A 13,774-nucleotide genomic window follows, 5' to 3' on the forward strand; every position below is an offset into this window, starting at 1 on the left:
GTATACCAAGAATCCTGAGGTTATAACTGAGAACGTAAGGCAGGCATTAGCGAAGCAGATTGCTAAAAAGTATGCTGATTCTACAAATACCTTAACTGTAATAACTCTAGACCCTGAGCTTGAGGATAAACTAGCTAGCTACATAAGAGAAACTGAGAGTGGATTTATCTACGCAGTTCCTCCAAATCTCCTTAGAGATTTCTTGAATGTGCTATCAGAGAAGGTAAAAAATATGGTAGAGAGAGGAAAAACTCCTATCGTGCTATGTTCTACTAGGATAAGAAGGTTGATCAAGGAGGTTACGGTAAGGATGTATAAAAATTTGGTTGTTATGTCATATAATGAAGTTGTGCCACCATTTGGTGTTGAGCAATTTGATTATGTTTCTGTAAATCTTGTTTCTGCGGAGGCTGAAGTATGAACTACTTCAGTATAGAGGTGGAGAATATGTATGAGCTTAGGTCTAGATTATACGAAGAAATAAAGAAGAGAAATATATCTCCTGATAGGGTTGTAATTCTTACTAAAAAGCCTATAAGAAAGAAGGGGTTTCTTGGTATAGGTGGTAAGATGGTGTATCAGGTATGGTTCCAGGTGCTTGATCAAGATAATGTTTCCCAGAGATTTACTGAGCAACCACAAAAGCAGTCAACTCTTCCTTTTGAGGGGGATATGGGTTCTCCTTTGTATAAAGAGATTGAGACACTTAAGAAGATGATACAGGAAGTGATGGTTGAAAATAAGAAGATAAAAGAGATTACTTCTTCATACCTTAAGGCAAAAGAGGCAAACTTTGATATGATAAGAAAGCAGATGATAGAGAAAGATTTCCCGCTGGGGTTTATTGATAAGATTGTAGAGAGAGTTGACAATGAACTTACGGAGGAAGAAAAACAAAACTTTTATGTTGTATATGACAAGGTTAAGTCAATAATTGCTAGCAACATAAAGGTTGCGTCAACTGAGCTTGCGATAAATAAGAAGCCGAAAGTTGTTATCCTAATTGGGCCTACGGGGGTTGGTAAAACTACTACCATTGTCAAGTTAGCACTACTATGGGGTGCTACTAAGGGTAGAAAATTTACTTTCCTTTCTCTTGATAAGTATAAAGCTGGTGCTTCGTTCCAGCTTAAGTCTTTTGCGGAGATATTTAGAGCTCCGATGAAGTCGATAAGAAACGAGGAGGAACTCAAGGAGTCATTGGAATTGTTTGGGCCTGAAAGCGATATTATATTCGTTGACACTGCTGGCACTAGTCAAAAGGATACACTGACTATAAATGACCTTAAGGAGCATGTGAAGGTTATGAAAAAGTATGATCTTTGGATTTCACTGGTTATGAGTGCGGTTACAAAATACAAGGACATGCTTGATATAATTAGTAGGTATTCGGTTGTGGGGTATAATAATATAATTTTGTCAAAAATAGACGAAACTAATACACTGGGGTCTTCAATAGCAGCCCTGTGGGAAAGCCAAATTCCTCTGTCTTTTGTGACGAACGGGCAGAGGGTTGAGGCAGATATCACGACTTTTAGGCCTATGGATTTGGTATATATGGCTTTAGATGAGAGGAGGGATGTATGATTATTGAAGAGCAACTGAAGGGGTTGCAGAGAGCTTTGGGTGAAACTGCTATCTTGGAAAAGCCAAAGATAGTTTCGGTAGCAAGTGGTAAAGGTGGTGTAGGGAAAACAAACATAGCAATAAATCTTGGGATTCTCTTCTCAAAAATGGGTAAAAGAGTTTTAGTTCTTGATGGTGACCTAGGACTAGGAAATGTCAATGTGGTCCTTGGAATAATACCAAAGTATAACCTCTACCATGTGATGAAGGGAGGTATGTCTTTGCGAGATGTGATAGTAAAGTGTGAGGAAGTTGGAATAGATATTATTGCTACAGGCTCAGGGTTTACACAACTTGCCGAACTTGAGGAGATAGAAAGGAAGAGATTTATAGAGGAACTTAAGAACTTTTCAGAGTATGATATATTAATAATAGATACTGCTGCCGGAATTGGCAGAAATGTGATATCTTTTGTTTTGGCCTCCCATGAGGCAGTAATAGTTACTACTCCGGAGCCTACTGCTATAACAGATGCCTATGGTATTATTAAAGCAATATCTACAGAATCGCTGAAACTTTCATCAAACGTAAAGCTTGTGGTTAACAGGGTTAAAAATCCTTCTGAGGGAATAAAAATCTCTGATAGAATAGCAACAGTAGCGGGACAGTTTCTAGGGGTTAAGATTGAGAGTTTAGGGTTTATTCCCGAAGATCCTTCTGTTGAATTTGCGGTAAGAAGACAACAGCCCTTTGTTCTTGCTTTCCCTAGTTCTCAAGCTACTCTTCACCTTAAACATGTTGCACAGAGATTAGAGAATATGAAAGTAAAAGAGGAAGATAGGGGATTAAACAGATTGTTCAAAGCTCTCTTCGGTGGGTAGATTTGTAATTAATTTTCTTAGCCCTTCCACAACGATGTGTGATAACTTAAGAAGTTCGTTAAAGATCTGGTAAGCCTTCTCAGAATCTTTTTCTTTTATTTCTAGTATTTCTTTTCCCAAGGAATGGAGTTTCTCATGTGGTTTTTCAATGGTTCTAAATTCCGAAAAATGGGAAAATTTCTTCATTCCTTCTGAATAATACCATTTGCCTAATCTACATTTCGTATGATCAACGATAAATTCTTCTTGGACGACTGAAAAATTTTCTACGAATCCTCCTAACCTGGAAACCCAGAGAGCATGGTCTGCTAGGGCTAACATTAGCGTTACTTTTTCACCTACAAACTTTGTTTCCTTAGAAACAATGATTCTGAGATCATCTAAAGCTTCAGTTATATTGTAATTGATGTTCTTCATTGGTTTTATTCTCTCTGCACTTATAAACTCAATCTTTTTTAGAGAGGCAGTTAGTTTTTCTGAAGAGTTGTATATCTTGTAAGATATATCGTTTATCTCTGATGAAACTATTTCTGTTGAGTCAATTATCTTCTGGAAGTTTGTCTTTGAAGAGGAGGAGAAGCTCTCTATTTCTCTGGATGAGGATTCTATTACTTTACCTTGTTCTGTAATTGTTTCAAACGACAGAGTGATAGCGTTAGATTTGCCTTTTATAAGTTGAAGTTTTCCTAGTATTGCTTTTGAGAATTTTGTAACGTTTTCGGATAACTTTCGTATCTCGTCTGCAATCACAGAGAAGCCCTTTCCAATCTCTCCAGCTTTTGAAGACTCAATGAGCGCATTCATTGCGAGAATGAGTGTCTGTTCTGATATTTCAGATATAACTTTGGAAACATTTATAGCTTCGTTAACCTCATTATACATCTCCTTGTTTAGTTTTATGGTTTCGTTTAGAGCCGATTGAAACTTGTTCCAGGAATTTTCTAAAGATGTTGAAATCTCAATAAACTTGTCAAAATTTTGGTATGATGACATTGAAAGTGTTAAGAACTCGTTAAGTCTTTGAGAAAGAACAGCAAATGACTTAGACAGTGACTCTATAGAATCTTTTAATTCGTCAAACAACTTTTTTGTGTCTGCAATGTCATTATCAAGGTAGAGTAGATTTTTTATGTTTTCGTAAGTAACTTGTGATGATCTTGAAATAGCATCAACAACTATTTTTAGTATTTGTGAAAGCCTTCTACTCGCTTTTGTTATCAAGTTTCTTACACTCTGAGGTGTGGATTCTGGGGAGATTTGAACTTCTCCTTTCTCCAACAGAATTAAATAGTCCCTTAGTGCGTAGTTTTCTTCTCTTAGGTTTTCAACTTCATCTTGAAGGTTTTTGTTTAGATTTATATAGTTTTCAATGCTTTTAGCGAGATCTTCTAAGATAGGTAAATCTATCGTTTTTATTTCTCCTGTTTTCAGGGACTCACTTAGGAGTTTAGTGGATTTGATTATGGAATTTACCAGAGTTTTTGTATGTATTATTGTTGCAATTGAAGAAAAAAGTGAAGCAAGAAGTAAGAGTGTTAATGCTATGTTTAGTAACATAGACAGATTCGGAGCGAGGTTGAAAAGAAGAGATAGTAGGGTTAGTAATGATAAAAACACCAAGGCTAATGTGGTTTCTGCGTAAACAGGATAGGTTTTTCTCATATTTTCCTCCACTTGGATTAATTTGTAAAGTAATTAGATGGTTAATCTCAAATTTGCTAAAAGAGTATCAGTAAATTCCAGTTTTCATTAGTCAAGTGAGCAGGGTTCTAAACTTTTCTTAGTTTACCTTTCAGTTTCCTTTGGTTACAAAACTTCACTTTGCATCAAGCTTCTTAGGTGCTTATCGGGAAGAGTATTTGTCTGGTTCTGGTAGAGACTACAGGAAAAGCAAAAGACCAAGCCTAGTTGTTAGGTTTTCAATAAATTCAATTTCTACTAGGTGAATGAGTAGGATTCTGAATCTTTGTTTACTTACCCCCTTTAATTCTAGATAATGTTTGTTAGTTATAAAACTTAACTTCGCGCCAAGTTTCTAGATGCTTGATCGGGACTGGATAAAATGTCTCTCAGTAAAAGCTTAAAGAACAATGTAAAGTGATACTAGAGAGAGGAGGTGGAATTATAACGGATGAGAAGCTATAGGTTCTGATTAGTGTAATTTGACAGAGTAAAAATCTTATTTTTATTATGCCTGTTGATTTGTGCGGAGGTAAGTATGGAGAGAAAAGTGAGGATAGAAACTGTTTTACTGCATGGAGGTCAAGAGCCGGACCCAACAACTGGTGCTAGAGCTGTGCCTATATATCAGACAACTTCTTATGTTTTTAGGGATATGGATCATGCTGTTAGGTTATTTGCGCTTGAGGAGAGGGGGAATATATATACAAGGATAATGAATCCTACTACTGATGTATTTGAGAGGAGAATGGCTCTTTTAGAAGGTGGTGTTGGAGCTTTAGCTGTAGCATCGGGACAGGCTGCAATATCTTATGCAGTATTAACTTTGGCAAAACCGGGGGATGAGATAATAAGCTCAAAGAGTTTGTATGGAGGAACCTACAACCTTTTTAACTACACTTTTAGAAGGTTAGGTATAAATGTCCACTTTGTGGATGCTTCGGATCCTAGTAACTTTGAGAGAAAGATAAATGACAATACTAAAGCCATATTTCTTGAAGCTATAGGCAACCCAAGACTAGATGTTCCTGACTTTTGCGAGATATCAAAAGTAGCTCATAAGTATGGAGTACCTGTGATAGTGGATAATACTGTTCCTACTGGATATTTGCTTAGACCTATTGAATATGGGGCGGATATAGTTGTGTATTCAGCTACGAAGTTTATAGGTGGGCATGGAACGTCAATAGGTGGGGTGATAGTTGACTCAGGTAGATTTGACTGGAGCAATGGTAGATTTCCTGAGTTTACAAACCCTGATCCTAGTTACCACGGGCTTAGGTATACTGACCTAGGACCAAGTGCATACATAACAAAGGTTAGAGTTCAGCTTCTTAGGGATATGGGTGCATGTTTAAGTCCGTTCAACTCTTTTCTTTTCCTTCAAGGGCTTGAAACTCTTCATTTGCGAATGGAAAGACATTCTCAAAATGCCATTACCGTAGCAAGGTATCTTGAAAAGCACCCTAAGGTTGCATGGGTTAGTTACCCTTTACTAGAATCACATCCTTCTTACAACACGGCGAAGAAATATCTAACTAAAGGCGCGAGTGCCCTAGTCACAGTAGGAATACCCGGGGGGGTAGAGAAAATAAAAACTTTTGTAAACTCTCTAAAACTTTTTTCTCACCTTGCGAACATTGGTGACGCAAAATCGCTGGTTATATACCCATATCTGACAACTCATCAACAACTCTCCGAAAAAGAAAAGGAGGAGGCTGGAGCAACTGTAGATCTCGTTAGGTTATCAGTAGGAATTGAGAATGTTGAAGATATAATTGAAGATATAGAACTAGCATTAAGAAAGATATAGGTTATGTAGTTGGTGAAGAGGAAGTTTTGCTAGAAATTTGATAAGAGGCTGTTAGGAAATTTCCTACAAAAAGTTTGGTTGTTAGATAGACTTTGGTTGTTGCTGCTATATATCAATCTCAACGACTTCTTTGGCGTATGTTTCAATAAAGTGTCTTCTTTTTTTGACGTCTTCGCCCATGAGTATGCTGAATATATTATTTGCTTTTATTGCATCCTCAAGAGTTATTTTTAGTAGCTTTCTTGTGCTGGGGTTCATCGTGGTCTCCCAGAGTTGTTCAGGGTTCATCTCTCCGAGTCCCTTATATCTCTGAACCGTAAAGTTTTTGGTTTTAATCTCCTTTATCAGTTTATCTTTCTCATCATCCGAATATGCATAATAGTGTTTTTGACCTACCGATATTCTGTAGAGAGGAGGAACTGCTGAGTAAATATAACCTTCTTCAATCAGTGGTTTCATATATCTGTAAAAGAAGGTTAGAAGCAATGTTCTGATGTGGGAGCCATCTACATCGGCATCAGTCATGATTATTATCTTACCGTATCTTATCTTAGATATATCAAAAGTGTCGGCAATACCTGTGCCAATAGCAGTAATGATTGTTTTTATTTCTTCGTTGTCAAGTAGTTTGTTAAGTCTAGCCTTTTCCGCATTCATTATTTTGCCCTTAAGTGGTAGGATTGCTTGGAATTCTCTTACTCTTGCTTGTTTTGCGCTTCCGCCTGCAGATTCCCCCTCAACTATGAAAAGTTCTGTCTTCTGAGGATCTCTTTCCGAGCAATCTGCGAGCTTTCCTGGCAAAGAAAAGGAGTCTAGAGCACTCTTTCTCCTTACGAGCTCTCTTGCTTTTCTTGAAGCCTCTCTTGCCCTTGCAGCCTCAACCACCTTTTCAAGAATTTTCCTCACAGCATCTAAGTTTCTCTCAAATAAAGGCACCAGCTTTTCATATACTATCTCCTCAACTAGCCCTTTAACTTCAGCGTTTCCCAGCTTTTCTTTAGTTTGTCCTTCAAACTGTGGATTTGGAAGTTTTATACTCACAACGTAAACAAGTCCTTCTCTGGTATCCTCGCCTGTTATGTCTATTTTTGCTTTTTTGTCCATCCCAGTTCTTTCGTAAAACTCCAGCATCACTTTCGTTAATCCACTCCTGAAGCCAGCTAAGTGGGTTCCACCTTCTATCGTCTTTATTGAGTTTACGTAGGAATATCCTGTTTCGTCATAGTCGGTGGTATACCTAAACGCTATTTCTGCTATCATAAGTCCACCATCGGACATCACTTTTTCACCATAGATGTAGAATGTTTCAGATATTGGTTTCATCTCTTCAGTAAGAGCGTTTACGAATTCTACTATTCCCCCTTCATACAAAAACTCATCTTTTTTCTCTTCTTCACCTCGTTTATCGGAAAGTTCTATCCTGACCCCTTTATTTAGAAATGCTAGTTCTCTAAGTCTTGCTTGGAGTATTTCGTAGTTAAAGGTTACTCCTTTGTCAAATATGCCCTTATCTGGCTTGAACCTTATTATTGTTCCAGTGCCTTTGATGTTTTCCTTTTTTATTATAACCTCTGTCTCTGGAAAACCCTTTCTATACTTTTGGTAGTATAGTTTACCATCTCTTTTTACGTAAACTTCAAGGTATTCTGATAACGCGTTGACAACTGATACACCTACGCCGTGTAGTCCACCTGTTGCCCTGTATACCTTGTTGTCAAACTTACCACCTGCATGGAGTTTTGTCATAACAAGTTGAAGTGCAGAAACTCCGTATTCCGGGTGAATGTCAACTGGTATCCCTCTGCCATCATCTTCAACCGTTACTACATCTCCTCTTTCAATAGTAACCTTTATGTTTTTACAGAATCCCATTATCGCTTCATCTATTGAGTTGTCAACAACTTCATAAATAAGATGGTGATATCCACTGCTTCCAGTAGAGCCAATATACATTCCAGGTCTTTTTCTAACAGGTTCTAGTCCTTCTAAAACCTGAATGGCTTGAGCGTTATACTCTTTAACAAGCTTATCATTAGCCATACTTCTCACCTCTAAAAGTAAAATCTATTTTCAAATCCAAAGATTTACCAACGAAAATCTAAAAGAGAAATTACCCCATCTTGATAGTATAAGATTATATTCTGAACATTCACCTTGTCAAGTTGAGAAAGAGGTTTTCGATAAATTCCAAAATCTACAACTGGAATGCGGTCTTTCTTTTTACTATTCTCGCAGTCCCTGTCGGGACTGGGTAAATGCCCTTCCGATAAGCACCCAGTAAGTAAAAGCCTAGAACCTTGCCTAATTGCCAACCGGAATTGAAATTTATTGATTCCTTCCTCTGGTTGTTGAAAGTTTTACTGTTGTAATACCATATTTTTGGTTATAATATTATTTGGATATTATATTATCATAATAACAGGGGGGGTAATATGAGAAGGGTTGGGTTGTTTGTATTACTAATGTTTGCTTTGATGGTGTGTCTTTCAGTTTTTTCTCTTCAGAGTTGTACTAAGTTAACAGATTTAGTTCCTGATGATACTTCTCCACCAAGTGTAAGCATATTGTCACCTACAAATAGACAAGTGTTTAATACTAATTCAGTTTCAATAATTGGTAACACTAGCGATGAAGGTAGTGGAGTTAGGGAAGTATGGTTAAGACTTGGTAGTAGTGGTAGTTTTGGTAGAGTAAACGGGGTGAGTAGTTGGAGTAGCAATCTAACAGGGTTAAGTGATGGAACGAACGTAGTATATGTATACGCTGTTGATAATGCGGGAAATACTAGTTCTACTCAAAGTGTTAGTTTTGTAGTGGTGCTAAGGGTGTATGTATCAACTAATGGGGATGATTCTAACGATGGGATATTAAAAGCTATACCTGTTAGGAGTATCCAAACTGCGCTGACTAGGGCTAGGAGTTATAATGTTAACGAGATATACATTACGACGGGTTTATACACACCAGGTAATGGTTTAAACATAGGAGACAGTGGAGTAGTGATAACGAATGATGGCATAAAGTTAGTTGGGGGGTGGGATAGTGGATTTAATAACATTGTAGGATATAGTGAGTTGGATGGCAGTTATATTGTGAAGCATGTAATTTTTGCTACTAATGTTAGGGATATAGTAATTAGTAATTTAGTGATAAAGGGAGGTAGAGCTAATGGTGATTATCCTCACGATAGTGGTGGAGGTATATACTTATCAAATGTGTTGTATGGTTTAATAGGCAATGTTATAGTTTCGGATAATTCTAGTGTAAGTGGTGGAGGTGGAATATATTTAGAGTCGTCTTATAGCAACGTCATAAGTGGTAGTGTTTGTAGCAATAATGCTGAAGTAGGAGGAGGAGTGTATTTGAATTATTCGTACAATAATACCATAAGTTGTAATGTTTATGGCAATAGTGCTACAAGTGGAGGAGGGATATGTTTAGAATTATCTTTTAACAATACTGTGAGCTGTGGTGTTTATGGCAATGATGCTGGAGAAGGAGGAGGGATATATTTAGAATTGTCCTTTAACAATACTATAAGTGGTAGTGTTTATAACAATAGAGCTGATCAAGGAGGAGGGATATTTTCAAAATCATCGTATAACAACACTATGGTTGGTAACATTTATAGCAACACTGCTAACAACAGTGGAGGAGGGATATATTTACATTCGTCATATAGAAATGTTATAGGTGGCAGTGTTTATAACAACAGTGCTTGGGATGGAGGAGGAGTTTACTTGTATTCTTCTCATGGCAATACTCTAAATAGTAGTATTTATGGCAATAGGGTTAGTGCTCATGGTGGGGGAATATATTCTGAATTGTCACATACCAATACCATAAGCGGCAGTATTTATGGTAATGTCTCTGAATATCATGGAGGTGGAATATGTTTGTATAGTTCAACAAATATCTCAATTCTCAATTCTTATATAACCAATAATGGAGCGTCATTTGTAAATTCTACAATACATCTGGATGGAAATCTTTCAGCTCTTGTCATCTCCAACTGTTTCATTGGAGGTAATGATAGTACGACATCAATAGGCATATATGAAGATCAACATGATATAGTAGGCCATAATCTAGTGGACAATAAGTTCGTAGTCAATAAGTTAAGATATTTATATCGTGAGTTTACAGGGTCAAGGCTTATAACAAACGATAAAGACTGGACGAACATAAATAATCCATTGATTTTAGATTCAACACCTGATTCTACTAATAACGTTGTAACGAATATGTAGGGTGTTTGTTAGGGGTTGGCAGATAGGAGAGAGTATTGAGGTTTAAGTAGGACTTTTGTTAAGAATTTGTTGCTTGGGAGTCTGGCTAGGTGATTTGCATACGTATTTTCACTACTCTGCTGGACATTAGTAAGTGGGTGGATTATTTGATTTGTGCTGTAGGCTGGGGTTTTGAGGCTATGTTTTTCTAAAACTAAGTTTTAGATTCTTTTGTTTGTAAGTTGCGAAGGATATTTTTTAGTTTTTGGAAGTCTTGTTTGATTATAGGTAGTTTATTTGCTTCGTCTCTTAGGACTGCTGCGGGGTGGAAGGTTGGGAAGAATATGGTTTCTTCAATTTCAATAGCTTCTCCCCGAATCTTGGTTATCTTTTCTTCACCTATGACAGCCTTTGATGCGGTAGCTCCTAGTAGTAGGACTGCCTTGGGGTTTATTATTTCAAGCTGTTTTTCTAGAAAAGTTTTGCAGGAAGATATTTCTTCTTGTGACGGTGTTCGGTTCTCTGGTGGTCTACATTTTACAACATTTGTTATGTAAACGTCCTTTCTTCTAATTCCTATTTCTTCCAATAGTTTTGTTAGCAATTGTCCAGCTTTACCTACAAATGGTCTTCCCTGTAGATCCTCCTCTCTCCCAGGGCCTTCTCCTACTATCATGAGGCTAGTTTTATAACTACCTTCACCAGGAACTGCGTTTGTCCTGCTACTATGAAGACTACACCTTCTACACATCATTATTTCTCTCTCTAGCTTCTTCATTTTGCTCTCTACGTCTCTTTGTTCCTCTGGAGATTGTTTTTCTGAAGATAGTGTAAGGTTGCTTTTTTGTTGATTGTCTAAGTCTTTAGGTTTTTCTGCTTCTATTATCTTGGAGTAGAAAGGTTCGTCTTTGATGAGTAGCTCTATTTCTTTCATTATTCTTTCTATTGCATTCATATTGAACTCCTGCCTGTTTTCATAGTTAAATACTAAACATGGGTGTGTGTGGTTTTCTATTTTTCTCGCAGTCCACTTCGTGGACTGGATGGACAATGTAATCTAATCCCAATTTTAGTGATTACTCTTTGACTTGGTAGGGCTTGGAGTTGGTAGTAGAAGTTTTTGTGGAAAGGTTTCGGGTTGAATTTCTTGGGAATTTTACTTTATTATACTGTTTGTGAGGAAGATTTTGAACTTCTTTAGGGATAGAATTTTTCGCTTTTTTTATTTAAGAAACTTGTCTAGAGTGTTTCTTTTGGTTTTCTTAGTTTTGGTTTTCGGAAGTTGTGATTTTTATACAGCTTATTTGATAAAGAAGTCTCTGGAGGGGGATTTTAGCTACATTGACGTTCTCTCTTCTAGGTATAAGCTCAGGGGTGACTCTTTTTTTGATATTCCTATTTCAAGTGAAGAAAAACTTTTGCCTGAGCTTGTTGAAGATAAAATTTCTCCTATTGAAACAGAGAGGGATCTTTTCCCTGGAGGTGAGGAGAAATTGGTTGATACTAAGAGGGTTTTTTCGGCTAAAGGGGATAAGATAGAGATACAGTTGCCTAAAATGGGAGGTGTGTGGATTATAAAGAAGTATCCTATAAGGGTTGCTTTTCTTGATATTAACTCACCGATAAAGGACAATAAGTTTATATTCGTGCCAAATAATTTTGGGACAGATATTGCTTTGTTTCAGCTTTTTTCAAGTAATGGAACTATGCTTGGAACTCTGAAATATGAGATAAATGTTGTTGAAAACGTTAAGAACATTTCTAATGGAAAGCTTTCTATTGGTGAGGATAGAAATGTAAGTTCTTCGTCTTCGTATAAAGCGTTTGAAACGAGAACCAATGTGACAAATATTTTGAAGTTTTCAAATGTTTCTAATTCCTCCCCCACTAATACCTCTGGAGTTGTTGAGTCTAATGGAGCTCGTAAGGGTAATGAAGGGTTTGATGTAACTGACAACGAAAGGGAGGAATTGAGAGAGATTAGTGAACCTACTCCACCTTCAGGAGTGGGGGTAATGGATTTAAAGAGTTTAGTTGGAGATGAAGTGAGATTTTTTGAACATGTTGATAACATTGCTAAAAAGTATGGGTATTATAGAGCACTGAGGGAGATAGAGAGGATAGAACGAAATGTGTCTCAGACTGATTTGCCGAAACTGAAGCTTAAGAAGATGGAGATACTGGGTAAACTGAACAAGTTTTCTGATGCTATAAAGGAGGGGGAAGGATTTGTAGATAAGGATAACTTTATAAAGCTTTACACGGGGATATTTTTTGGTATGTCAAAAGATTATCCGACAGCAGATAAACACATAAAGGAGTCTCTGCAGAGACTAGTTGTTCCTAAGGAACTGAGCTTTGCTTTGGATAGAGTGCTTGAGTATTATACGAGTATTTCTGAACCTCCTACGGTTGAGATGATAAACTTTCTGTTGCAGAGAAACGAGCTGTTACAGAAAGAATTTAGGAGTAATTATTACAGAAATCTATCGTCTATAGCGACCCTTTATGAGAGGGTAGGTGAGATTTACAAAGCGAAGGTTATTTATGATAGGCTTTTCTCTTTGGATATAGACGGAGAGCTGAGGGAAGAGATATCGGTCAAGGTGAGTAATATTAACAAAGTACTAGAGTACAAGTGATTTAGTTTTTTGGCAAGGAAACTTGTGATATTGTAGAATGTGGTGAGATGAGGGGGTTTTGGGTATGAGGTTGTTTTTGGTAGGGTTGTTTGTGGTTATTTTTGGGGTGGTTGTGAGTTGTTGGGTATATGGTAGTAGTCTTGTGGAGCTAGCTAAGCCCAAGGCGAAGATAGTTTTCAGGGTTTTGGATGTTGATGAGGTTAAGGTGGAGAGGGTGAGGGTTGAACTTTTTGTTTTGAGAGGTGGTAGTAAGGTGAGGGTTGAGAGTAAGGAGGTATCTGTTGGTAAAGAGGTGGTGTTTGTGGTAGGTAGGGGTAGGTATGAGGTTGTTGTGGTGGGGGGTAGGGAGATAAGGAGGGAGGTGGATGTAAGGGAGGATAGGGTGTATGTTGTGTCGGTTAGTGAGTATAGTTTGAAGGAGGGTGGGTTGGTTTTGTATTGTGGTTTTGAGAGTGAGGAGGAGTTGAAGCAGTTGGGAGGGGTGGTAAACAGGATGTCTAGGAATGAGAATGAGGGGATAGAGTTTGTGGAAGGTTTTGAGGGGAGGGGGATGTATATCAGGGGTGAGCATGAGGAGAGCACGACGTATGATCAGGTTTTTATACCGTTGCAGGGAGAGTTGACGACGGAGGGGGGTACTGTGGAGTTTTACTTTAAGCCTGTTGGTTGGAATAGTAGTGATAAGTGTGCTGTGCACTATTTAGTTTTTTTTGTTGAGAAGCCTAGTGCTTATAATAGATTTCATAACCTTGTGAATGATAAAGCATTTTTGGGTTTTGCATGGCATGGGTGGAGTGGTAATTGGGAGATGGAGTTTTGTGCTAGAGCGAGATATTTGGGTAAGGGTGATAGGGGTTGGGGGTATGATAGTGAGATTATTAAGGGTATGAATAGACGTGAATTTAGGGCTGGTGAGTGGATGAGGTTTAGGGTAGTTTGGAGTAGGGACAAGGGGGTTTTGGG

10 protein-coding genes are annotated in these 13,774 nt (G+C 37.7%); 7 read left to right on the forward strand and 3 right to left on the reverse strand.

Annotated elements, in window-relative coordinates; translation table 11 throughout:
• The 3 genes from ABDH28_02830 to ABDH28_02840 form a co-directional block, all read left to right on the forward strand.
• Window positions 1–421 (forward strand): FHIPEP family type III secretion protein (locus ABDH28_02830; GenBank protein ID MEN2997955.1); only part of this gene is annotated, 421 nt, incomplete at its 5' end.
• Window positions 418–1,587 (forward strand): hypothetical protein, encoded by a 1,170-nt coding sequence (locus ABDH28_02835; protein ID MEN2997956.1) that lies wholly within the window; start codon window positions 418–420, stop codon window positions 1,585–1,587. The genes ABDH28_02830 and ABDH28_02835, both read left to right, overlap by 4 nt.
• Window positions 1,584–2,447, forward strand: coding sequence for a MinD/ParA family protein (locus tag ABDH28_02840; protein ID MEN2997957.1), 864 nt, complete (start codon window positions 1,584–1,586; stop codon window positions 2,445–2,447). The genes ABDH28_02835 and ABDH28_02840 overlap by 4 nt, the downstream gene beginning before the upstream one ends.
• Here ABDH28_02840 and ABDH28_02845 read toward each other — a convergent pair.
• Window positions 2,412–4,109 (reverse strand): methyl-accepting chemotaxis protein, encoded by a 1,698-nt coding sequence (locus ABDH28_02845; protein MEN2997958.1) that lies wholly within the window; start codon window positions 4,107–4,109, stop codon window positions 2,412–2,414. The two genes, ABDH28_02840 and ABDH28_02845, sit on opposite strands and share 36 nt — an antisense overlap.
• 556 nt (window positions 4,110–4,665) lie before the next feature.
• Between ABDH28_02845 and ABDH28_02850 the strand changes: the two genes are divergently transcribed.
• Window positions 4,666–5,940 (forward strand): O-acetylhomoserine aminocarboxypropyltransferase/cysteine synthase, encoded by a 1,275-nt coding sequence (locus ABDH28_02850; GenBank protein MEN2997959.1) that lies wholly within the window; start codon window positions 4,666–4,668, stop codon window positions 5,938–5,940.
• 105 nt (window positions 5,941–6,045) lie between these two features.
• Here ABDH28_02850 and gyrB read toward each other — a convergent pair whose 3' ends face one another.
• Complete coding sequence (gyrB, locus tag ABDH28_02855; GenBank protein MEN2997960.1) at window positions 6,046–7,980, reverse strand: DNA topoisomerase (ATP-hydrolyzing) subunit B; 1,935 nt, start codon at window positions 7,978–7,980, stop codon at window positions 6,046–6,048.
• A gap of 392 nt (window positions 7,981–8,372) precedes the next feature.
• Between gyrB and ABDH28_02860 the strand changes: the two genes are divergently transcribed.
• On the forward strand, window positions 8,373–10,190 hold the full coding sequence (locus ABDH28_02860) for a NosD domain-containing protein (protein MEN2997961.1): 1,818 nt from the start codon (window positions 8,373–8,375) through the stop codon (window positions 10,188–10,190).
• A gap of 193 nt (window positions 10,191–10,383) precedes the next feature.
• On the opposite strand, the gene ABDH28_02865 is transcribed toward ABDH28_02860, so the two are convergent.
• Window positions 10,384–11,124, reverse strand: coding sequence for a uracil-DNA glycosylase (locus ABDH28_02865; GenBank protein MEN2997962.1), 741 nt, complete (start codon window positions 11,122–11,124; stop codon window positions 10,384–10,386).
• Window positions 11,125–11,413: 289 nt separating this feature from the next.
• Between ABDH28_02865 and ABDH28_02870 the strand changes: the two genes are divergently transcribed.
• Together ABDH28_02870 and ABDH28_02875 are read left to right on the forward strand one after the other, a co-directional pair.
• The gene (locus ABDH28_02870) at window positions 11,414–12,811 is read left to right on the forward strand and encodes a hypothetical protein (GenBank protein ID MEN2997963.1); all 1,398 of its coding nucleotides are present in this window, start codon (window positions 11,414–11,416) and stop codon (window positions 12,809–12,811) included.
• A gap of 64 nt (window positions 12,812–12,875) precedes the next feature.
• A partial coding sequence (locus tag ABDH28_02875) for a hypothetical protein (protein MEN2997964.1) occupies window positions 12,876–13,774 on the forward strand: 899 nt, incomplete at its 3' end.

Source organism: Brevinematia bacterium, from assembly GCA_039630355.1.
Classification (GTDB): domain Bacteria; phylum Spirochaetota; class Brevinematia; order DTOW01; family DTOW01; genus SKYB106.